The sequence below is a fragment of the Novosphingobium decolorationis genome, assembly GCF_018417475.1.
In the GTDB taxonomy this organism is placed as follows: Bacteria; Pseudomonadota; Alphaproteobacteria; order Sphingomonadales; family Sphingomonadaceae; genus Novosphingobium; species Novosphingobium decolorationis.
On the sequence record NZ_CP054856.1, the window covers coordinates 991297 to 1013542 of the forward strand.

At 66.8% G+C, this 22246-nt stretch carries 12 protein-coding genes and 2 pseudogenes; 6 read left to right on the forward strand and 8 right to left on the reverse strand.

Annotated features, from left to right (window positions below; genetic code table 11):
- Window positions 1–38: 38 nt before the first annotated feature.
- The 4 genes from paoC to HT578_RS04580 form a co-directional block, all read right to left on the reverse strand.
- Window positions 39–2240 (reverse strand): aldehyde oxidoreductase molybdenum-binding subunit PaoC, encoded by a 2202-nt coding sequence (gene paoC, locus HT578_RS04565; protein WP_213502339.1) that lies wholly within the window; start codon window positions 2238–2240, stop codon window positions 39–41.
- On the reverse strand, window positions 2237–3193 hold the full coding sequence (locus tag HT578_RS04570) for an FAD binding domain-containing protein (protein ID WP_213502340.1): 957 nt from the start codon (window positions 3191–3193) through the stop codon (window positions 2237–2239). Before HT578_RS04570 ends, paoC begins: the two co-directional genes overlap by 4 nt.
- Complete coding sequence (paoA, locus tag HT578_RS04575) at window positions 3190–3834, reverse strand: aldehyde dehydrogenase iron-sulfur subunit PaoA (RefSeq protein WP_213502341.1); 645 nt, start codon at window positions 3832–3834, stop codon at window positions 3190–3192. The genes HT578_RS04570 and paoA overlap by 4 nt, the downstream gene beginning before the upstream one ends.
- A gap of 317 nt (window positions 3835–4151) precedes the next feature.
- Window positions 4152–6428: an FdhF/YdeP family oxidoreductase gene (locus HT578_RS04580; protein WP_213502342.1), complete on the reverse strand. Its 2277-nt coding sequence runs from the start codon at window positions 6426–6428 to the stop codon at window positions 4152–4154.
- Between the two features lie 246 nt (window positions 6429–6674).
- On the opposite strand from HT578_RS04580, the gene HT578_RS04585 reads away from it, so the two are divergent.
- On the forward strand, window positions 6675–7796 hold the full coding sequence (locus HT578_RS04585; protein ID WP_213502343.1) for a zinc-binding metallopeptidase family protein: 1122 nt from the start codon (window positions 6675–6677) through the stop codon (window positions 7794–7796).
- Here HT578_RS04585 and HT578_RS04590 read toward each other — a convergent pair.
- Window positions 7789–10575 (reverse strand): DUF3857 domain-containing protein, encoded by a 2787-nt coding sequence (locus HT578_RS04590; protein ID WP_213502344.1) that lies wholly within the window; start codon window positions 10573–10575, stop codon window positions 7789–7791. The two genes, HT578_RS04585 and HT578_RS04590, sit on opposite strands and share 8 nt — an antisense overlap.
- Window positions 10576–10778: 203 nt before the next feature.
- Here HT578_RS04590 and HT578_RS04595 point away from each other — a divergent pair, with 203 nt between their 5' ends.
- Window positions 10779–12068 (forward strand): MgtC/SapB family protein, encoded by a 1290-nt coding sequence (locus HT578_RS04595; RefSeq protein ID WP_213502345.1) that lies wholly within the window; start codon window positions 10779–10781, stop codon window positions 12066–12068.
- A 17-nt stretch (window positions 12069–12085) separates the two neighbouring features.
- On the opposite strand, the gene HT578_RS04600 is transcribed toward HT578_RS04595, so the two are convergent.
- The 3 genes from HT578_RS04600 to HT578_RS04610 are packed head-to-tail and all read right to left on the reverse strand — an operon-like array spanning window position 12086 to window position 17556.
- Complete coding sequence (locus HT578_RS04600; protein ID WP_213502346.1) at window positions 12086–13336, reverse strand: TolC family protein; 1251 nt, start codon at window positions 13334–13336, stop codon at window positions 12086–12088.
- Complete coding sequence (locus HT578_RS04605; RefSeq protein WP_213502347.1) at window positions 13329–16433, reverse strand: efflux RND transporter permease subunit; 3105 nt, start codon at window positions 16431–16433, stop codon at window positions 13329–13331. Before HT578_RS04605 ends, HT578_RS04600 begins: the two co-directional genes overlap by 8 nt.
- 4 nt (window positions 16434–16437) lie before the next feature.
- Window positions 16438–17556 carry an efflux RND transporter periplasmic adaptor subunit gene (locus tag HT578_RS04610; RefSeq protein ID WP_213502348.1) on the reverse strand — a complete coding sequence of 373 codons (1119 nt, stop codon included), beginning with the start codon at window positions 17554–17556 and terminating at the stop codon, window positions 16438–16440.
- A gap of 115 nt (window positions 17557–17671) precedes the next feature.
- Between HT578_RS04610 and HT578_RS04615 the strand changes: the two genes are divergently transcribed.
- The 4 genes and pseudogenes from HT578_RS04615 to istB all read left to right on the forward strand — a co-directional run bounded on the left by HT578_RS04615 (window position 17672) and on the right by istB (window position 22190).
- Window positions 17672–18337 (forward strand): response regulator transcription factor, encoded by a 666-nt coding sequence (locus HT578_RS04615; protein WP_213502349.1) that lies wholly within the window; start codon window positions 17672–17674, stop codon window positions 18335–18337.
- Window positions 18334–19755: a sensor histidine kinase gene (locus HT578_RS04620; protein ID WP_213502350.1), complete on the forward strand. Its 1422-nt coding sequence runs from the start codon at window positions 18334–18336 to the stop codon at window positions 19753–19755. Before HT578_RS04615 ends, HT578_RS04620 begins: the two co-directional genes overlap by 4 nt.
- Window positions 19756–19942: 187 nt before the next feature.
- Window positions 19943–21429, forward strand: a pseudogene (gene istA / locus HT578_RS04625) (IS21 family transposase).
- A gap of 114 nt (window positions 21430–21543) precedes the next feature.
- Window positions 21544–22190: pseudogene (gene istB, locus HT578_RS04630) on the forward strand (IS21-like element helper ATPase IstB).
- The last annotated feature ends 56 nt before the right edge of the window (window positions 22191–22246 follow it).

The window sequence follows — 22246 nt, forward strand, 5'->3', positions numbered from 1 at the left end:
GATCACTCCGACCGCCCTTTTTCGTACGTTCTGCCCTCTCAGACAGCGGGCAGCTTGTCGAGATACTTGTCGAGCGTCAGCGGGTACTCGCGCACGCGCACGCCGGTTGCGTTGTAGAGCGCGTTGGCGACCGCCGCGCCTACGCCGCACAGGCCCAGTTCGCCCACGCCCTTGGCCTTCATCGGCGAGGCAATGGCGTCGAGCTCGTCGAGGAAGATCACTTCCTGGTGCGGGATGTCGGCGTGCACCGGCACTTCGTACCCGGCAAGGTCGTGGTTGACGAAAAAGCCGAAGCGGGTGTCGACCGCCAGTTCCTCGGTCAGCGCGCCGCCCACGCCCATCGTCATCGCGCCGATCACCTGGCTGCGCGCCGAGATCGGGTTGAGGATGCGCCCGGCTGCGCAGGCCGCCAGCATGCGGCGCACGTAGGTCTCCCCCGTGTAGGCATCGACCGCGATCTCCACGAAGTGCCCGGCAAAGGTCGACTGCTGGTACTTCTGGGAAAGTTCGTCGTACTCGACCGAATCTTCCGCCACGATCTCGCCCGAGGCGGTGGCCTCGGTGAGTTTGCAGCTCTCACCCCCGGCGCGGATTTCGCCATCGGCAAATTCCGCCGTGGTGGGGTCCATCGCGAAACGCTCCGCGATGTCCTCGCGCAGCTTCACGCAGGCCGCATAGACGCCCGAGGTCGAGTTCTGCGCGCCCCACTGGCCGCCCGAACCGCACGAGGCTGGCATGTCGGAATCGCCCAGCGTGACGGTGACGTCCTCCAGCGGCAGCCCCAGCATCTCCGCCGCGGTCTGGGCAAGGATGGTGTAGGAGCCGGTGCCGATGTCGGTCATGTCGGTCTCGACCGTCAGCTTGCCGTTGCCCGACAGGCGCACGCGCGCCGCCGACTTCATCTGGACCGAATTGCGGAAGCCCACGGCCATGCCGTGGCCAATCAGCCAGCGCCCTTCGCGCATGCCGCCCGGCGTCGTGTTGCGCATGTCCCAGCCAAAAGCCTCGGCGCCGCGGCGCAGGCATTCGACCATCATGCGGCTCGAATAGGGACGGTTGGGCGTCTCGGGATCGACCTGTGTGTCGTTGACGATGCGCAGTTCGACCGGGTCCATGCCCAGCTTTTCGGCCAGCTCGTCCATCGCGCCTTCCAGCGCCATGAGACCCGCCGTCTCGCCCGGCGCGCGCATCGCGTTCGCTTCGGGCAGATCGAGCCGGGCAATGCGCTGCGCGGTGTAGCGGTTAGCCCCGGCATAAAGAAGGCGTGTCTGGGCAACGCCGTTTTCGCCTTCCTGGCCTGCGAGATTGCCCGAGGTGCACTCGTGCGAGATCGCGGTCAGGCGCCCATCGCGCTCGGCGCCAAAGCGCAGGCGCTGGATCGTGGCCGAACGGTGCGTGGTGTTGTTGAACACCAGCGGACGGTCGAGCATGACCTTGACCGGACGGCCCGCCTTCTTCGCGGCCAGCGCGGCCACGACCGCATCGACACGCACGAACAGCTTGGCACCGAAGCCGCCGCCCAGAAACGGACTGTCCAGACGGACATTGGCCGGATCGAGATCGAGCATCTCGGCAACCGCCTGCTTGCTCCAGGCGATCATCTGGTTCGACGTCCAGATGGTGAGCTTCTCACCCTCCCACGCCGCGATGCTGGCGTGAGGCTCCATCATCGCGTGGCTCTCGTGCGGGGTCTCGTAGGTCACGTCGATCGTGACCGGCGCCGAGGCGTAGGCCGCCTCGAAGTCACCGACCTTGCTGACGTCGGGACCGTCCGAGCCTTCGACGAGCGGGGCATCGGGGGCAAGTGCGTGGAAATCGTGGTTGCCAGGCGTGCGCTCATAATCGACGCGCACGAGCTTGGCCGCCGCGCGGGCCTGCTCGAAGGTCTCGGCCACCACGAGCGCGAGCGCCTGGTGGTAGAAACGGATTTCCGAACCGCCGAACAGCGGCACGGTGTGCCCCATGCCCAGCGGAAGTTCGTCGACCTCGGTCGTCGTCAGGATGGTGATGACGCCGGGCTGCGCCTTGGCCTCGGCCAGATCCATGCTGCGCACGCGGCCCTTGGCGATGGCCGAGGGCACGATATAGCCATAGGCCTGGTTCGCCGCGACGTCGTGGCGCTCATAGGCGTAGGGCGCGTGGCCGGTCACCTTGAGCGGGCCATCGATACGGGTGGTGGGCTGACCGACAACGCGCTGGCGGTCGATGACGGTGTCGCCTGCGGGGGTGGTGTACTTCATGCCGCCTCTCCTCGTGCCTTGGCCATGACGCCCGCGAGCGTGCGCTCGACAAGGGCGATCTTGAACGCGTTCTGATCGGTGGGGCTGGCCCCCTGCGTTAGCGCGCGCGCGGCAGCCTTCACATCAGGCAGCGCTGCATCGGCCGCCTCGACACGCCAGGGGCGTGGAGCGATGCCACCGATAGCCACCCGGCCCTTGCCATCCGCGTCAAGCACGGCGGCAACCGAAACCAGCGCGAAGGCGTAGGAGCGGCGGTCGCGCACCTTGTGGTAGATATGCGTGCCGCCAAGGGGCTTGGCCAGGGTTACCGCGGTGATCATCTCACCCGGCTCCAGCACGGTCTCGATGTGCGGGGTGTCGCCCCAGAGGCGGTGGAATTCGCCCAGCGGGATGGCGCGGGTCGTGCCGTCGGCCTTGACCGTTTCCACCACCGCGTCGAGCACGCGCAGCGCCACGGCCATATCGCCCGGATAGGTCGCGATGCAGGCATCGCTGACACCGACAATGCCAAGCTGGCGGCTGACGCCCTCCTTGGCCGCGCAGCCGCTACCGGGCTTGCGCTTGTTGCAGGCCTGGTTGGTGTCGTAGAAATAGGGGCAGCGGGTGCGCTGGAGCAGGTTGCCGCCCGTCGTCGCCTTGTTGCGCAGCTGCCCCGAGGCACCCGCCACAATGGCGCGCGAAAGGACGGCGTAGTCGCGCTTGACCCGCTCGTCGCTGGCCAGCGCCGTGTTGCTGACAAGCGCACCGATGCGCAGGCCACCCTCGTCGGTTTCGGTGATCTCATCGAGCCCGGTTCCCGTCACGTCGACAAGATGGCGCGGGGTTTCGATCTCGAGCTTCATCAGGTCGAGGAGGTTGGTCCCCCCGGCGATGAACTTGGCGCCGCCTGCCCGCGCCGCTGCGGCGGCCGCTTCGGCGGGGCTCGAAACGCGTTCGTAGCTGAAGGGCTTCATACGCGCGCTCCTGCGACTTCGGCCATGGCTTCGGCGATGTTGGAATAGGCGCCGCAGCGGCAGATGTTGCCGCTCATGCGTTCGCGCATCTCGATGTTGCTGGCTTCCATCGGTCCGGTCAGTTCGGCGCTGACGTGGCTGGGAACGCCATCGGTGATTTCCTTGAGGACCGCGACAGCCGAGCAGATCTGGCCCGGGGTGCAGTATCCGCACTGGTAGCCATCGTGCTTCACGAAGGCAGCCTGCATGGGGTGGAGATTCTCAGGCGTACCGAGGCCTTCGATGGTGGTGACCTCATCGCCCTCGTGCATGACCGCAAGGCTGAGGCAGGAATTGATGCGCTCGCCATTCACGATCACCGTGCAGGCCCCGCACTGGCCGTGATCGCAGCCCTTCTTGGTGCCGGTCAGCTTGACGTGCTCGCGCAGAGCGTCGAGCAGCGTGGTGCGCGTGTCGAGTTCGAGCGTCTCGCTCTTGCCGTTGATCCGCATTGAAACGGTCTGCATCGCGATAGCCCTTTCCGCGACGGGAGTGGAGGCCGCAAAGGCGACCTGTGGCGAAATCGATCCGGCTGCCAGCCCTGCCGCGCCGCTGGCGAGCACGCCGCGCCGGGACACCGAGAAATAGTCGGGTTGATCCATCGGGAAAGCTTCTCCGTCCTGTGCCGCGCACGTATTTTCGGGAGCGAAACCCGGTCCACGCCTCCTTGCAAGGCGCAGGCGACCCGTCTTCATGCGCCCGATGCGCGTATTTTCCTGTCTGTGTGCCCGCAGGCATCGCAAGCACGTGGCTCCGGTGCCAAAAAACGAAAGGGCTCCGAACCCCATCAAGGTCCGGGGCCCCTCGCATGTGCTAATGCGCGTGAGGCGCCTTCGTTCCGCAATTGCGCGCGAAACGACACTGCAAATTTTTCATCGCAGCGATGAGTCGCCCGCACCGGGGCGGCGCACGGGCGCCCTCAGGGCTCGATACGGACCGGAATGCCCTTGCTTGCGGGGACCTTGGCCAGCTCGTCATGGTACCACAGCGGCACCAGCGGATTGAGCTCGGGGAAGTAGCCGACCACCGCCCCCTTGGGCAGATCGTAAGCGCGCACCGACAAGCCCGAAACGCGGCGCTCGATATTGTCGTCCACTTCGGTGACGAGCGAGACCTGCTGGTATTCGTGAAGGCCCAGGCGTGCCATTTCCTCGGGGCTGACCAGCACGATCATGCGGTTGCCTTCCAGCCCGCGCAGGCGGTCGGAGAAGCCGTAGATCGTGGTGTTGAACTGGTCGTTCGAGCGCAGCGTGACAAGGTGCATACCGCCCGGATTGCCGCGAATGCCGCAGGCGTTGAGAACGCTGGGCGTGGTGAACTCGGCCTTGCCGCTTTCGGTCTTCCAGATCCGCTCATGCGCCGGATTGCCCCGGTAGAAGCCGCTCGGCTCGTGCATGCGCGTGTTCATCTCGTAGAACTGATCAGGATAGGTCCGCGCGATGAGGTCTCGGATGCGCGCATAGTCGCCGCGCCAGGCGTCCCATTGCCACTTCGGGTTCGGATCGAGCGTGGCCTTGGCGATCTCGCAGATGATCGCGGTCTCGCTCATCAGGTGCTCGCTGGCGGGCTTGCGCTTGCCCTTGGAGGCCGAGACGTGGCTGAAGCTGTCCTCCATCGAGACCCACTGGTTGCCGGTCGCCTGGATGTCCTCTTCGGCGCGGACAAGGCAGGGCAGCAGCCAGGCTTCCTTGCCCGGCATGCAGTGCGTCTTGTTGAGTTTGGTCGCGACGTGGACGGTCAATTCCATGTTGCGCCAGGCCGGATAGACCCGGTCATGATCGGGGATTGCGCGTGCCAGATTGCCGCCCAGCCCGATGAAGCCGGTGTTGGTGCCCGCCAGCAGCGCCTCCAGGAACTCGACGGTGGTGTGCCCGTCTTCCTGCGGCGTCTCCAGGTCCAGCACCTCGCGGTACTTCGCGACCGGGGCGAGCGCGACCTTCTCGGTGATGCCGACGGTGCGCTGGCCCTGCACGTTGGAGTGCCCGCGGATCGGCGAGCAGCCGGCGCCCTGACGGCCCATGTTGCCGCCCAGCAGCAGCAGGTTGACCAGCATGCCGATGGCCTGGTTGCCGTGGACATGTTGGGTCAGGCCCATGCCGTAGATGCCGATGACCTTCGTGGCATCGGCATAGATGTCGCCAGCGGCTTCCATCTCGGCGCGGGTGACGCCGCTGGCCTCTTCCAGTTCATCCCAGTTCGTGGCGGCCAGCTTCTCCAGCAGGCTCTCAAGGCCGTTGGTGTGCTGTTCGAGGAAGGCAGTGTCGAGAACGCGCCGGCTTCCGCGCGCCTTGGCTTCCTCGTCGCGTTCGAGAACGCGCTTCATCGTGCCCATCAGCGCCGCGATATCGCCGCCCGGGCGCACCTGCAGGTAGAGCTGGCTCATCTTCGTGGCCTTGCCGAAGGTCATCTGCAGCGGGTTCTGGGGGCTGCGAAACTCGGTAAGTGCCTTTTCCTTCAAGGGATTGAAGACGACGATCTTGCACCCGCGCTTCACCGCCTTCTGCAAGGGATGGAGGATGCGCGGAGAGTTCGTCCCCGGGTTCTGCCCCATGTAGAAGATCGCGTCGCAGTGCTCGAAATCCTCCATCTGGCAGGTGCCGACCGGCGATCCGACAACCTTCTTGAGCGCGACCGAGGTCGTCTCGTGGCACATGTTGGAGCTGTCGGGCAGGTTGTTGTGGCCGTACATGCGCGCGAAGATCGCGTAGAGGTAGCTGGGCTCAAGCGCGGCCTTGCCGCTGGCGTAGAAAGTCACCCCCTTGGGGTCGAGCGTGCGCAGCTTGGCGCCGATGGCCTTGAACGCCTCCTCCCAACTGGTCGGAACGTAGCGATCAACCTCGGGCTCGTAGCGCATGGGGTGCGTCAGGCGCCCTTCCATCTCCAGCTCGTAGTCCGACCACATCGCCAGTTCGCTGACGGTGTGCCGGGCGAAGAATTCGGGCGAGCAGCGGTCAGTGGTCAGGTCCCACAAGGTGGCCTTGGCGCCATTTTCACAGAATTCGAAGGGCTTGGGCTTCTCCGACTTCACCCACGCGCACGAGGTACACATCGTGCCGCCCGGCTTGTTGAGCTGGCGCAGAGTGTCGAGCACGGAAGGCCCCGCCTTCTGCGAGCGCTCGATGCGCGAGATACCCTTGAGCGATCCCCAGCCCCCTGCCGAACCCTTGTAACCCTGCACTTTGGGGGCCTTCGTCATTCGTATTCTCCCGATCGTCCTGTGCGCGCAATGCGCGATGCCTAGCGTTGGTTCCACGTTTCGCAAAGAGCCCGCAAGGGGTAAGCATTCCAATGGTATAGGAACTGCCACCTTGCCGCGCAGAACGCTCTGCCGCGTCGCCCTTCATCTCTTCGCGAACCTTACGCGCCTTCCATGCGTTATGCGAGCCACGAGACGGCGCCCCGCCGCTTTTCAAGACGCCCTGTTTCGGGAACGAGAGTGTCCATGCACGCCTTTGCCTGCCCCAACTGCCACCAGCCGATCCATTTCGAGGCGCGCCTGTGCCCACATTGCCAGGCCACGCTGGGCTACGATCCGGTCATAGACGCCTTCCGCCACCTGACCGACGGGGCCACGCGCTGGCGCGGCGAGGACGGCGGCGCGCGCGAGGTGGTGGTCTGCGCGAACAACAATGCGCACGCGATCTGCAACTGGCTGGTGGAACCGGACGAGCCCTCGCACCTGTGCCGGGCCTGCCGTCACAACCGCACGATCCCCGATCTTGCCGAACCCTCCGTGCCGCCGCGCTGGGCGCGGATCGAGGCGGCCAAGCGGCGCATGGTCCACACCCTTCTGAAGCTGGGCCTGCCCTTGGAGACCAAGGCGCAAGAAGCGCCCGGGCGCCAGGGCCTCGCCTTCGATTTCCTCTACGACCCGGCGGCCGAGAACGACGAGGCACCACAGGTCATGACAGGGCACGCCTCGGGCCTCATCACGCTCAACCTGATCGAGGCGGACGATGCCGAGCGCGAACGCATCCGCCAGAACATGGGCGAGCCCTACCGCACGCTGCTCGGCCATTTCCGCCACGAAGTCGGCCACCACTACTGGTCGCGCCTGGTCGAGACCGATCCGGACTGCCTCGCCGAATTCCGCGAGATCTTCGGCGATGAGCGGATCGATTACCAGCAGGCACTGGCCGAGCACTACAACGGCAACGGCAACACCGTCTGGACCGACGCCTATGTCAGCTACTACGCGACATCGCACCCCTGGGAAGACTTCGCCGAGACCTGGGCGCACTATCTCCACATGGTGGACCTGCAGGCGACGGCCGAGAGCTTCGACCTCTCGCTGCACCTGCCCGGCGAAAGCACCAATGCCGCGCCCGGCAACGATATCGAGGTCCGTTTCGATCCCTACCGCGCCGACGCCGCAACGCTCGCCCGGCACATGGAGCCGATCGCCTTCGCCTTGAACTCCATGAACCGCGCCATGGGGACCGGGGACCTCTACCCCTTCCGCCTGTCCGATACCATCGTCGCCAAGCTCGACTTCATCGCCCGCCTCGTTGCGAAGAACCGCGTCACGGCGGGCGTAAAGCCCCGGTCCGTGACGACTACTTGAGGCCGTAGAACGCGAAATCGCGGGCCTGGCCGGGCCAGAAGCGATCCATGTAGGCGATGAAGTCCTTGCCGCTGTCATCGCCCAGCCGCTGCTGGGCCACGGCACGGAAGTACCGGCTTGACGTCTGGTCAGGCGCAAGGTTGATGGCCGCATCGGCATCGGCGAGAGCCTTGGCAGGCTCTCCCAACTGCAACCAGGCAAGGGCCCGGCTATCAAGCGCGGCGGCGGCACTCGAGGACTGTTCGACCGCCTTGTCGCACGTTTCGATCATACCCTCGGTACCCACCTTGAAGCGCGCACGGTACCAGCACGAATTGTTGTAGAGGTACCCCTGCCCCGGACGCTCCTCGATCAACTCGTTGATGGCGGCAAGACCTTCTTCCGCGCGGCCGCCATAGGCAAGGACCTCGGCGCGCAGATCCACGAACTGGGGATGCTGGGTGCCGTAATCATCGTACTCGTCCAGCAGCGCCAGCGCCTCCTCGACCTTGCCGTTGCGTCCCAGTGCACCGGCGAGGCCAAGTGCGGAAGCCGAGGACGGATCGATTTCAAACGCCTGGCGGTAGGAGGGCAGAGCATCTTCAAAGCGATCCATGGCGAACAGGACCGAACCGCGCGAACGGTAGGTTTCCGCAGCCGGGTCGAGTTCCAGGGCCTTGTCATAATCGGCCAGTGCGCCTTCGAGGTTCGCCGTGCGCCAGCGAAACAGCGCGCGGTTGATATATCCAAACGCCTTGTCCGGTTCGCGCGCGATCACCTTGGCGTAGGCCTCTTCGTACGGTTTCAGCCGTCCCTCGTAGGCGGGCATGGGCAGCTGCCATTGGCGCACCGCATCGCCGGGCGCGAGGAGGAAGATCGCCGAATTGGAGATCCGGGCGGCCTTGCCCTTCTCGGCCGCGATGGCCTCGCTCGGCACTTCGCCGCCCAGCCCCTCGACCCGCTCGGTCACGGTGAGGGTCTGTCCCTCCAGCTGCGCACTTCGCACGAAATGGGTGGTGCCATAGCTCATGTCGAGCTCGGGGCGCCCGCGCAGGAGATAGCCGTCCTCATCCTCGGGCAACAGCACGGTCAGTTCGGTCACCTGCAGCGTCGGCGCGCCGGTATCGACCGGGATCTCGCGCCAGGCCGGTCGGGCGCGGTCGGGCGAAAAGTCGACGTCCTGGCTTGGCAGGTCCGCAAAGTCCTGACGCTTGCGCGAGCCCTGCCGGCTCCATGCGGTGGTGCGGATGCCGCTGACATCGACATGGGCGATGCCCTGCTCCTCATCGAAGGAAAGTGAACCTTCGGTCACGACCAGACCTTCGAGCGTCGAGGAGGCAAACTGGTCGATCAATTCGTCCTTCTGGTCCTCTCCAACCTGCTTGATGACAGCGCCAAGACCCACGCCCACCGGCCCCGACAGCGTCGCCCGGGCGGTGACGAGCACGGGCAGATCGATCCCGCCCCGCTCGTCGAACGTCAGCTTGACGAAGGCCTGCGGGGTCGCAGGGACACGCGGGGCCAGAGCCATCACGCCCGTCCCCTCGGCCCGGATCGGCAGGACGTGGCGGAACGGCGGGGTGTCGGCAATGTTGCTCATGCGCGTGCCCGCCGACGTGCCATCGAGCCAGTAGTCGGTCCCCCCGATGTTCGCCTTCACCAGCACGTGATCGAAGGCACTGGGCATGGGCAGAAGGTCGGGAATGGCATCGCTGGCCGAGGAGTGGACGAGCACGGCTTCACTGGAGATACCCAGTTCATGGAGCAACGAAAGCAGGAGCAGCGTCTTGGCCTTGCAATCGCCGTAGCGCAGCTGCCAGGTCTGGTCGGGGGCCTGGGGCTCGTAGTTGCCCGAGGCCATCCCGTTCATCAGGTAACTGACCTTGTCCTGGACGAGGCGGGTGGCGAGCGCGGCGCGTTCCAGCGGATCGGCACTCGCCGCGCGGATCGTCGCGACTTCGCCCGCAAGCGCGCTGCCCTGCGCAATACGCCCTGCCGGATCGTAGAGCGGCGCGAAGATGCTCGAGACGTCCTCCCAGGACGAGAAGGTCCCGGCCTGGATCAGCGCGGGGCGCCGGTAGCGGACCGGCGAATCGGAGGGCATGTCCTCGGGCTCGGGGAGCGGAAGTGCGACGGTGAGACGGTGCTCGCCGCCCTTGCTGGTTTCCTCCACCGCGACGTCGACGGGACCGGTCTTCCAGCGCACGTCCTCATCCTCGGGCCATGAGACGATGTCGCGCGCGAAGCCCGCCTCGGTGGGAGCCGCGAACAGCACGTTGGTCATCTGGACCTCGCCCTTGAGCGTGGGGTCCTTGACCGACTGGGTGAAGGCGATGCGCAGCACGTCGCCCAGTTCAAGCCCGGGCACCGCGAGCGTGGCGGTCAGAGCGCCATCGAGCGTGCGCTTTTCCAGCTGGGTCTCACGGCGCAGAACGGTGTATTTCGCGCCGCCTTCCAGCACGTCGATGCGCTTGTCTCCACGCAGGATTTCGACCCTGTGGATGGTGAGATCGCCCTTGTCCGGGAGCCACGAGGCGGTGCTCGTCCCTGCCTGGGTCAGCGCCTGGGGCGCATCGAGCTTGAAGGCCCGGTCGACATAGATCGACAGCGTGCCATCCTCGATGCGTTGCTGCATGTCGTAGAGCGCCAGCGGGGTCGAGGACGAGGTATCGATGACGTCTGCATCGACTTCCTCGACCCAATCGGGCGCGGGCGCATAGAGCACCTCTTCACCCGCCATGGCCGTACCTGCCGCCAGCAACGAAACCCCGGCCAGGCACAGAGAAACAAACCGCATCATACCCCCTCAAGAATTACTCGGACGAAGAGTGGCAAGAACGCCGCGCCAAGGCAAGGCGGCTCACCTCCAACTTGGGGTTAAACTATTGCACAAGTCACAGGACTACAGGACTATTTCGCCAAGTATACAGGACGCTTTCACCCAGGTCCGATCCGGCCTAGGGGAAGCGGATCGTTCCAGACAGTCACCAGGGAAGAATGCGCGTGCCAATCGAGACCGTGGACTGGAACAGCCAGCTGGATCTTGCCAGCCACCTTCTGGCGGCGCTCGCCGCGGGATTGCTGGTGGGCATCGAGCGCGGCTGGCGCCAGCGCGAAGCCGCTGATGGCAGCCGGGTCGCAGGAGTACGCACCTTCGCGCTGATCGGCACCTGCGGGGGCCTCGTCGCAGCGATCTCTCTCGCGGTTTCCGCGATCCTGGGCGCCGTGCTTCTCAGCGCCCTCCTCGCCCTTCTCATCGGCGCCTTCTTCGTCTCGCGCCGGGCCGCCCCCACTTTCGATGCGACCACGCCCGTCGCCGCCCTGATGACGATCGCCCTCGGGCTTCTTGCAGGAGCGGGATACCCCGCCCTTGCGCTGGCCCTGACCGCCATCGCCACGCTTCTCCTCTCGGCCCGGCAGCAGGCCCATGCCCTGCTGCGCGCGCTGAGCCCGGAGGAAATGCGCGCGCTGGTGCGCTTTGCGGTCATCGCGGTGGCCGTCCTGCCATTCCTCCCCGACCGCAACATGGGTCCTTATGCCGCCTGGAACCCGTTCCAGCTCTGGCTCGTCGTGATCCTCATCACCGGCTTCTCGATTGCCGGCTACATCGCGCGGCGCGCCATCGGCGCCTCGGCCGGGACGCTGACGACGGCGCTCATCGGCGGAGCCTATTCCTCGACCGCGGTCACCGCCGCCTTCGCCAGCCAGCTGCGCAAGGGGAGCGAGGGCCCGCTCGCAACCGGCATCGCGCTGGCCTCGGCGGTGATGTACCTGCGCGTGCTGATCCTCGCCGCTGTCCTCGCGCCCGACATCCTGATGCGCCTTGCCGGGCTGCTCGGGCCTGCTCTCCTGGTCGCCTTCCTCGTCTCGGGTCTTGTCTGGCGCCGCGAGACGAGCTCGGGCGCGAGCAGCCCCGCGCAAGGGGGCAAGCCCTTCGAACTGCTCCCCGCCTTCGGCTTTCTTCTGGCCGTTGCAGGCGCGGCGCTCCTGGTGCGCTGGGCGCAGGACCAGTTCGGCGAAGCGGGCGGAGGGCTCTCGCTGTTCCTCGCGGGAAGCTTCGACGTCGATGCGGCGATGGTGGCCTATTCCACGCTGCCACAAGGCGCGGTCGCCTCGGCCATTACCTCTCTCGCACTTGCCGGGACCGTGGCCAGCAACATGGCCTTCAAGACCGTCCTCGTCTTCGTCAACGCAGGTCCTCGCGCCGGGCGCCGCGCCGGGCTGGCGCTCCTCGCTAGCCTGGCCGTGTTGCTGGTCACGCTGGTTTTGGGCGCAATCCCGCTCCTTCGCTGAACGGGCCGCGCCCGCCTCTAGTCGCGTTCCGCCGGATCGCCGATCCAGATCGCGTGGGCATCGAGCCGCAGCCGGGTCAGCGCGCGCATCGCCTCGGCCCGTGCCTGGACTTCCTGGCGCAGGGCGTCGTGGACCTGCCGCTCGCCCAGAAGCTCGTCCGAGAGGTCTATCTCGCCCGCCTTGTGGCCGATGCGCAGCTTCAGGAGCGCCGCCATCTGCGCCTTCAAGCCCTCGCGCGCACGTTGCCAGGCCGCGTGCCGATAGCGCGCCTCGGACATGTCCGCCTCGGCCATCCCGGTGACGGCAAAGCGGGTTGCCATGGCATCGGCGCGCGCGGCGCTGGCCTCAGCCTCCGCCTGATCGGCGAGCGCCCGACGATGCCCGCCGCCCAGAGGCATCTGAAAGAGGACACCGGCGCCCTGCTCCTCGCCGCTGCGCTCGGAAAAGACGCGAAAGCCCAGCGACGGATCCGCCGTGCGCTCGGCCCGGGCGCGCGCCGCCGAAGCGTCCGCGCCGCCCGCCGCCGCGTCCGCCGCCGCGATCTCGTGGCTGTGCTCGATCACTTTCTGGCCGAGCGCGGCAATGCCCGCTTCGGGCAGCACCGGCACGGGAACCGAAGGCGCCTCGCCCTCCAGAGCAAGCGTGGGAAACTGGGCCCTCAGGCGCGTGCGGGCAAGCGCCGCGCGCCCTTCCGACTGCTGGAGGGCGAGCCGCGCCGCGCCCAGGCTCGCTTCGGCCTGATCGGTCTCGAGCTGGGCCGCATCGCGCAGTTCCACGCGCCGGGACACGGCTTTCAGCAGCGTCTCGTAGTTCGCCACGGCCTGCCGGTCGATGCGCACTTCCTCGGCCGCGCCCAGCCAGTCCCACCAGCTGTCGTTGAGAAGCGTTGCGGCCTGATGGCGCGCATCCTCGGCCCGGTTCTGGGCCGCGACAATGCCGTAACTGCCGATCTCCTTGTCGAGCCGCGCCTTGCCGGGAAGACGGAAGGGCCGCATGAGCTGTGCGTCGAACTCGTCGTATGTCCCCTCCCGTGTGACCGAGCGGTTCATGTAACTGCCCTGGAAGGTCACTTCATGGCTGCCGCGCGCAAGCGCGCGGGCCTGGGCCTGCGCGGCTCCGCTGCGGGCCTGCGCGGCCTGGACCGAGGGGTGTGCATCGAGCGCGGCCTGGACCTGGGCGAGGTCGGGCAGGCCTGCCTCCTGCGCGTGGCCCCCTGGTGCAGCCAGGGTCAGGACCAGCGCAGCGGTCATGGTAAGACGCTTACGCATGGGCGTTCTCCTCCTCTTCGGCGCGGCTCTCGGCACGGTTCTCCCCGAAGCGTTCGTAGAGCATGGGCAGGAGAATCAGCGTCAGCAGCGTGGAGGAGACGAGCCCGCCGATGACAACGATGGCGAGCGGCTTCTGGATCTCCGAACCCGGACCACTGGCAAAGAGCAGCGGAACAAGACCGAAAGCCGCAATCGTCGCGGTCATAAGAACGGGGCGCAGGCGCCGCTCCGCACCGCGCCGGACGGCCTCGGCGAGAGGCACGCCCTCCTCGCGCAGTTGCCGGAAGTAGCTGACCATGACGAGCCCGTTCAGCACCGCGATACCGAGCAGGGCGATGAAGCCGACCGAGGCGGGCACCGAGAGATACTCGCCCGAGAGCGCAAGCGAGACCATGCCGCCCACCACCGCGAAGGGGATCATCGCCAGGATCAGCAGCGAAGCGCGCAGCGAATGGAGCGTCGCGTAGAGAACCACGAAGATCATCACCAGCGAGATCGGCAGCACCACCATCAGCCGGGCCGAAGCGCGCTGCTGGTTCTCGAACTGGCCGCCCCAGACGATGCGGTAGCCCTGGGGAAGCGGTACGTTCTGCGCGATATCGGCCTTGGCCTCCTCGACATAGCCGACAAGGTCGCGGCCCGAGACGAAGGCCTGGACAAGCGCGAAGCGCGAGCCGTTCTCATGCTCCAGCTTCACCGGCCCCTCGACACGGGCGACGTGCGCGACATCGCTCGCTCGCACGAGATGGCCGCTGGGGGAGCGGTAGAGCGTGTCGGCAAATGTCTGCGCGGTCAGCCCCTCGCCTTCGCCGCGAATGACAATGGGGACACGGCGGATGCCTTGCGCGACCACGCCCGCGTGCACGCCCTCGATCTGGGCGCGCATGGCGTCCTGCAGGTCGCTCACCGGCATGCCGACGCGCCCCGCCTCGACGCGGTCGACGGCAAGCTGGAGGTAGTCGACGCTGTCGTTCGCGACCGTCATCGCCTCGCTGGTCCCGCGGATGGCTTCGAGGCGCCCCTGGATGGCGCCCGCAATGCGCGAGAGCTCGGCCAGGTCCGGCCCGAAGACCTTGATCGCAAGGTCCCCGCGCGAGCCGGTGAGCATTTCGGAGATGCGCATGTCGATGGGCTGAGTGAAGCTGGGCTCGATGCCGGGCAGCGCGGAAAGCGCGGTGCGGATCTCGCCGATGAGCCACTCCTTGTCGGCCACGCGCCATTCCTCGCGCGGGGCAAGTTCCAGGAAGGTGTCGGTCTCGTTGGGGCTCATCGGGTCGAGACCCAGCTCGTCCGAGCCCACGCGGGCAATCGCCGCGCGCACTTCGGGCACCTTTTCGAGGATCACCCGCTGCGCCTTCATGTCGCCCTCGACGCTGTGTTCGAGCGAGATCGAGGGCAGCTTGGTCAGCTGCACGATGACCGAGCCTTCGTCCATCGTCGGCAGGAAGGTCTTGCCGGTCAGGCTATAGGCAAAGACGGTGACCACGAGCGAGAGCCCCGCCACCCCGTAAACCAGCCGCCGCCGCGCGAAGGCGCCTGCCAGCAGGCCATGGTAGCGCGGGCTGAGCTTGCGCATCAGCCAGGGTTCGTGCGCATGCCCCTCGGCATTCACCTTGAGGACGAAATAGGCAAGCACCGGCACCAGCGTCAGCGAGAGCACCAGCGCGGACAGCAGCGCGAGCACGATGGTCATGGCGACGGGCGCGAAAAGCTTGCCTTCCAGGCCTTGCAGCGTGAGGAGCGGCAGGAAGACCAGCGCGATGATCGCCATGCCCGAGGCGACCGGCTTGGCCACTTCGGCAGACGCGACGAGCACGTTGAAAAGCTTGCCGTTCTTGGCATGCTTCGGGTCGGAAAGCCGCTCCACCACGTTCTCGACGACAACGACCGCGCCATCCACCAGCATGCCCACCGCGATCGCGATGCCGCCAAGGCTCATGAGGTTGGCGGTGAGGCCGATCGCGCGCATGAAGATGAAGGTGAGGAGCACCGCCATGGGCAGCGCCAGCGCCACGATCAGCGAGGCACGCACATCGCCCAGGAACAGGAGGAGGAGAATGACGACCAGGATGGTTGCCTCCAGCAGCGCCTTTTCGACCGTCCCGACGGCCCGTTCGATGAGGTCCGAACGGTCGTAGAAGACCGCCACCTTCATGCCCTCGGGAAGGCTCGGCTGAAGTTCCTCGAAGCGCGCCTTCACACCGTCGACAACCTGCGCCGCGTCGGCCCCGCGAAGACCGATGACAAGGCCTTCCACCGCCTCGCCCGTGCCGTTCTTGCTGACCGCGCCGTAGCGGGTCAGGCTGCCGGTGCGCACATCGGCGACATCGCTCACGCGCACCACGCGCTGCCCGTCGCTGCGCACGACCACGGCGGCGAGATCGTCCAGCGTCTCCACCCGCGCGGTGGAGCGCACGATCAGCGCCTCCTCGCCCGTATCGAGGCGGCCCGCGCCATCGTTGCGGTTGGACGCCTCGACGGCCTCGGCAAGATCCGAAATGGTGAGCCCGGCCGCGGCCAGCGCGCTCATGTCCGGCGCAACCTCGAACGTCTCGACCCGGCCGCCCAGCGCGTTGACGTCGGCAACGCCGGGCACCGTGCGCAATGCCGGGCGGATCACCCAGTCAAGCGTGCGGCGCTTCTCGGCGAGGCTCTGCGGCCCCTCCAGCGTAAACATGTACATGTCCGAGAGCGGCGTGGAGATCGGCGCCATCCCACCCGACACGTTCTCGGGCAGGTCGCCCATGATGCCGTTCAGCCGCTCGGCCACCTGCGTGCGCGCCCAGTAGATGTCGGCGCTGTCGTCGAAGTCGATGGTGATGTCGGCGATGGCGTACTTGGCGACCGAGCGCAGGGTGGCCTGGCTCGGAATGCCCAGCATCTCCATCTCGATAGGCGTGATGACCCGGCTTTCGACCTCCTCGGGCGTCATGCCCGGCGCTTTCATGATGATCTTGACCTGCGTGCTGGAGATGTCAGGAAAGGCATCGATAGGCAGGCGCAGGAACGACCAGGTGCCGAGCCCGGCCAGCGCTATTGCAAGCGCGAGCATGGCAAGTCGCCAGGCCAGCGCCCGTTCGACGAGGGTGCGCAACATGGCCTTACTGCTCCGCCAGAAGGGACTTGAGTTCGGCCACGCCGTGCGTCGCGACCTGTTCTCCGGCCTTCAGCCCCTCGGCCACGAGGGCACGCCCACCGGCCTCGGCGACCAGTTGCACATCACGGCGCACGAAACGACCCTTCTGCGCTACGAAGACGACGTCCGCCTCGCCGATCCGGGTAACGGCGGACACGGGGACGGAGACCCCCTCTCCCGCGCCGCCGGGATCGCGGATAACCGCCATGACCCCGCGCCCGGGCACCAGGCCAGTCGTATCGTCCAGCCGCGCCTTGGCCAGGATCGAGCGTGTCTGGGGATCGAGCGAGGCGCCAACCGACACGATGCGTCCGGTAATCGGCAGACCTTCCCCACCGCGCACAGCCACTTCGACGTCCATTCCGGGACGCACCTTGCCCGCCAGCCGCTCGGGCAACTGGAGATCGAGGGTCAACGCCGCCGTATTCTCGATGACGAAGGGGGCCTCGTCGCCGCCGACACCGCCGCCGGTTTCCACGCCGACATGGGCGACGCGCCCGGCAATCGGCGCGCGCAAGGTCACGGTGCCATCCGCCCCAGCCCCGGCGAGCGCGAGGAGACGCTGGTTTTCCGAGACGGTTGCCTGCGACTGGCGCAGGCTGGCCCGCGCCTCGTCCGCGCGGGCTCCGGCCACGACGCCTTCCTTGGCGAGTGTTTCCAGCCGCTGCGCCCGCGCCCGTTCAAGCGCGAGATCCGCGCGGGCGCGCTGCAAGGCCGCGCTGAACTGGACCGCATCGGCCGCGCGCACCACCGCGAGCGGCGCCCCGCGCGCGACATTCTCGCCTTCGAGCACGAAGAGCTGCGCGACCGTGCCGGTGAACGGCGTCGTCACGGCAACTTTCGCCTGCGGCGGGAGCGTCACCTGCGCCGGGACCGTCCCCAGCGGCACCCCCTCGGCGCGCACGGCCGCCTCGGTCCGAACCCCCAGCGCCTTGACCTGCGCGGCACTCAGGGCACCCGCAGGGCCATCCTGCGCCGCCTCGGAGCGCTCCTCGACCCGGGAGTCCGGGCGCAAGGCGAAATAGACACCGCCCGCAAGGGCAAGCGCGGCGGCGGCGAGGCCGGCAAGAGTGGTCCTGTTCATGGTCTCCTGAAATGCGCCTCCAACCTGACAGGACCCTGTCAGTTTCGCGGCGTATTGACAGGTTCACGAGGACAGGCCGATGAGGCCGTAGCCCAGCCAAGGGAGAACAGCGGCCATGCGCGCACTTCTGGTGGAAGACGATGACCAACTGAGCGAGCGCCTGTCCGGACGGTTGCGCTCGGCTGGCTTTGCCGTGGATGTTGCGCGCTCGCGCAGCGAGGGCGAGGACTGGCCGGACATGGACAAGATTGCGGTCATCATCCTCGACCTGGGCCTTCCCGACGGTTCGGGCATGGAGCTTCTCGACTACTGGCGCCGCCGCAAGGTGACCTGCCCGATCCTGATCCTGACCGCGCGCGGCAGCTGGCAGGACAAGGTCGCCGGCCTCAATGCCGGCGCGGACGACTTCGTGGTCAAGCCGGTACGCTTCGAGGAACTGCTCGCCCGCCTCCACGCGCTCCTGCGGCGCGAGAATGGCGCGCGCGAAACCTGGCTGGAGGACAGCGGCATCCGTATCGATCCGGTCGGCCGCGTGGTGGAATGCGACGGGGAGCCGCTTGCGCTGAGCAAACAGGAATTCCGCCTGCTCAGCCTGTTCGTGCGCCGTTCAGGCCAGATCCTCTCGCAGGCCGATATCGGCGAACACCTTTACGATCTGTCCAGCCATTACGATCTCAACTCGGTCGAGGTCCTGGTCTCGCGCCTGCGCCGCAAGATCGGCAAGATCGGCAAGAGCCGCATTCACACCATGCGCGGGCTTGGCTACAGGTTCGGCGCATGAGCCACTCCCCCGCCTGCACCACCGCGCACACCCCGAGGCGCGGGCGCTGGAACTGGCGCTCGCTGCGGGTTCGCCTGCTCCTCGCCTCGCTGGCCTGGATCGCGCTTGGCATCGCCGGGATCTGGTATTCGGCGACCCGCCTCTTCGCCAAGCACGTCGAGCAGAACTACCACGATGAACTCCAGGTCCACGTCCGGGAACTGGGCCGCCTTGTGCGGATCGAGCCCGACGGCACCATCCGGCTCGACCGTCCGCTGTCCGATCCGCGCTTCGCGGTGCCCGATGGCGGCTTCTACTGGCAGGTCAGCCTGGACGGCTATCCGCCGCTGCGCTCGGCCTCGCTCACCCACGGCGAGCTCGACACCTCCATCGCGCATGACAGTTCGATCCACCACCACGTCGAGAGCGGCCCCACGGGCCCCACCATCACTTACGGCTTCGTGCGCAAGGCCAAGGGGGTGGGCGATGTCCATTACGTGATCGCCACCGATGAGCGCATCCTTGACGACATCATCGCCCGTTTCGACCACGAGCTGCGGCTGTGGCTGGGGCTGCTCGCCGCGCTGCTGGGCACGACCGGCGTCGTGTATGTCGCCGTCGGCCTGCGTCCGCTCGACCGGCTGGGCGCGGCCAGCGCGCGGCTGCGCGAGGGCTCGGCCGCACGCCTGGAAGGGACCTACCCCACCGAAATCGCCCCGCTTGTCTCGGACCTCAACGTCTTTATCGAGCACAGCCAGGGCGCGGTCGAGCGCGCGCGGCTGGAGGCGGGCAACCTCGCCCATTCGCTGCGTACCCCGCTTGCGGTGATGACCGACGAGGCCGAACGCCTCAGCCACGATCCGGCGACGCAGGCGGCAGGCGCAACGCTGCTGGAGCAGAGCCGGATCATGGTCCAGCAGATCGAGTATCAGCTCGCCCGCGCCCGCGCGACGGCCAGCGCACGGCGTCCCGGAACAGTAAGCCGCATCGGCAAGGTCCTCCCTCCGCTGGTCAGCGCGATGCAGCGGCTGCACCGCGACACGGCCTTCTCCGTCGCCATGTCCGAGCAGACCGACCTTGCCCTCCCGGTCGACCCGGTGGACCTTTCCGAGCTGCTCGCGATCCTGCTCGACAACGCGGGCAAGTGGGCTGCGCGCAAGGTCTTCGTCGCCGTCGAGCAACGGGGTACGGCGACGGGAAGCCTGCTCGTGGTGCGCATCCTGGACGATGGCCCGGGCCTCACGCCCGAACAGATCGCGCAGGCCTTCGAAATCGGCTCGCGCTTCGATCCGGCCATGGCGGGCTCTGGCCTTGGCCTTGCCATCGCACGCGACATCGCCGGGGCCTATGGCCTGGACCTTGCCCTTTCCCCGCGCAGCGATGCCCCGAGCGGCCTCGAAGCGCGCGTGGAAATTCCCGTCCCGGGCGACACCGACTGACGCAGGCCTGCCTGTCCGGGGGCGGGACACTGCGCGTCTTGTCGCGCATTTCCCCGCCCCATTGACCTGAGAACGGCGGAGCAATATTCGACCACGCTAGCGGCGGGATAGTCCTGCTGCGGGCGGCGTAAAAGTCGTCCACCTTGAAGCCTTTCTGCCAAGTCAGGGAGGTGTGGGGATCTACAGCGTGGAACTTTATCTTCAGGTCCGTTTGGCTTGCGCGGATGGCATGAGCCAGCGGGCGGCGGCGAAGCGTTTCAATGTGTCGCGCGACACGGTGCGCAAGATGCTGTCGTTTTCATCGCCACCGGGTTACCGGCGTCAATCTGTCCCGCAGCGTCCGAAGCTGGACGGGTTTGTGGCGATCATTGATGGATGGCTTGAAGGGGACCGCTGCGTCCCGCGCAAACAGCGCCATACGGCGAAGCGGGTATTCGACCGCTTGCGCGCCGAGCATGGTTTCACCGGCGGCTATACGATCATCAAGGATTACATCCGCGAGCGTGAGCAACGCAGCCGGGAGATGTTCGTGCCGCTGGCCCACCCGGCGGGGGATGCGCAGGCCGATTTCGGGGAAGCGCTGGTGGAGATCGGCGGGGTGCAGCAGAAGGCCTACTTCTTCGCACTCGATCTGCCGCACAGTGATGCCTGCTATGTGCGGGCCTATCCGGCGGCGGTGGCGGAGGCCCGTGGACGGACACGTTCATGCCTTCGCGTTCTTCGGCGCGGTGCCGCGCTCGATCGTCTATGACAACGATCGCTGCCTTGTGGCGAAGATCCTGCCAGACGGCACGCGTAAGCGTGCCACGCTGTTCAGCGCTTTCCTGTCGCATTACGTGATCCGCGACCGCTATGCCCGCCCGGGCAAGGAACGAGAAAGGCAATGTGGAAGGGCTGGTTGGTTACTGCCGCCGCAATTTCATGGTGCCGATCCCGAAGTTCCCGACCTGGGAGGCCTTCAACCTATGGCTGGAGGAGCAATGCCGCAAGCGCCAGCAGGACAAGGTGCGCGGACAGAGCGAGACGATCGGTGAGCGCTTGCAACGCGATCTGGCAGCCATGCAGCCTCTGCCCGCTACACCCTTCGAGGCCTGCGATCAGACGAGCGGGCGGGTCTCCTCGCAATCCCGGTGCGCTACAGGACCAACGATTATTCGGTTCCGGTGGCCTGGGCCATCAGGAGGTCTGGATCAGGGCCTATGTCGATGAGGTGGTGGTCGGCTGCCGCAGCGAAGTCATCGCCCGTCATCCTCGTTGTTATGCCCGCGAGGAGGTTATCTTCGACCCGCTCCACTATCTCCCGCTGATCGAGCAGAAGATCAACGCATTCGACCGTGCCGCGCCTTTGCAGGGCTGGGATTTGCCCGAAGCGTTCACGACACTGCAGCGGTTGATGGAAGGCCGCATGCACAAGCATGGCAGGCGTGAATATGTACAGGTGCTGCGCCTGTTGGAAACGTTCACCCTCGCCGATCTCCGTGCGGCGGTGGAACAGGCCATTGATCTTGGCGCCATCGGCTTCGATGCCGTCAAGCACCTCGCCCTGTGCCGGGTCGAACGCGTACCGCCGGGCTGGACACGGACGTCTATCCCTTCCTGCCACGCACAACGGTCGAGAAGACCTTTGCCAGAGCCTATCTGAGCCTGCTCTCCGACCAGCAGGAGGCCGCATGAGCGATCAGACCCCGGAGCTTCTTCTCGCTCACAATCTCAAGGCACCTGCTGCCTACGTGCCTGCGAGAGCACCACAAGCTCGCCCGGCAATGTGCCGCTGAAGGCGTCGATCATATCCGCTTCCTCGCCCGCCTTGTCGAGATGGAGATGATCGACAGGGAGCGTCGTATGGTCGAGCGGCGCATCAAGGCCGCGCGCTTCCCCGCCGTCAAAAGCCTCGACAGCTTCGACTTCACCGTCATCCCGTGCTCAACAAGATGCAGGTGCTCGAGATGGCGCGCTGCGAGTGGATCGAGCGGCGTGAGAACGCCATCGCTCTGGGGCCATCGGGCACCGGAAAGACGCACGTAGCGTTGGGGCTCGGACTGGCAGCATGCCAGAAAGGGCTGTCGGTGGGCTTCACCACTGCGGCGGCGCTGGTCAGCGAAATGATGGAGGCGCGCGACGAGCGGCGTCTCCTGCGCTTCCAGAAGCAGATGGTCGGATACAAACTGCTCATCATCGACGAACTGGGCTTCGTACCGCTCTCCAAGACCGGCGCCGAACTGCTGTTCGAGCTGATCTCCCAGCGTTACGAACGCGGCTCCACCTTGATCACCAGCAACCTGCCCTTCGACGAATGGACCGAAACCTTCGGATCCGAGCGTCTCACAGGCGCGCTCCTCGATCGCCTGACCCATCACGTCAGCATCCTCGAGATGAACGGCGAAAGCTATCGCCTCGCTCACAGCCGGGCCCGCAAGGCCAAAATCAGACCCTGAAAAGCAAGCCAATGCCGGGGGGAGTGGCCCTCGGGCTACGCCCTCACGCCACTCCC

Excerpts from the sequence above, each read along its gene's own strand:
- paoC (WP_213502339.1), bottom strand. The coding sequence starts at position 2,240 with ATGAAGTACACCACCCCCGCAGGCGACACCGTCATCGACCGCCAGCGC.
- HT578_RS04570 (WP_213502340.1), bottom strand. The coding sequence starts at position 3,193 with ATGAAGCCCTTCAGCTACGAACGCGTTTCGAGCCCCGCCGAAGCGGCC.
- paoA (WP_213502341.1), bottom strand. The coding sequence starts at position 3,834 with ATGGATCAACCCGACTATTTCTCGGTGTCCCGGCGCGGCGTGCTCGCC.
- HT578_RS04580 (WP_213502342.1), bottom strand. The coding sequence starts at position 6,428 with ATGACGAAGGCCCCCAAAGTGCAGGGTTACAAGGGTTCGGCAGGGGGC.
- HT578_RS04585 (WP_213502343.1), top strand. The coding sequence starts at position 6,675 with ATGCACGCCTTTGCCTGCCCCAACTGCCACCAGCCGATCCATTTCGAG.
- HT578_RS04590 (WP_213502344.1), bottom strand. The coding sequence starts at position 10,575 with ATGATGCGGTTTGTTTCTCTGTGCCTGGCCGGGGTTTCGTTGCTGGCG.
- HT578_RS04600 (WP_213502346.1), bottom strand. The coding sequence starts at position 13,336 with ATGCGTAAGCGTCTTACCATGACCGCTGCGCTGGTCCTGACCCTGGCT.
- HT578_RS04605 (WP_213502347.1), bottom strand. The coding sequence starts at position 16,433 with ATGTTGCGCACCCTCGTCGAACGGGCGCTGGCCTGGCGACTTGCCATG.
- HT578_RS04610 (WP_213502348.1), bottom strand. The coding sequence starts at position 17,556 with ATGAACAGGACCACTCTTGCCGGCCTCGCCGCCGCCGCGCTTGCCCTT.
- HT578_RS04615 (WP_213502349.1), top strand. The coding sequence starts at position 17,672 with ATGCGCGCACTTCTGGTGGAAGACGATGACCAACTGAGCGAGCGCCTG.
- HT578_RS04620 (WP_213502350.1), top strand. The coding sequence starts at position 18,334 with ATGAGCCACTCCCCCGCCTGCACCACCGCGCACACCCCGAGGCGCGGG.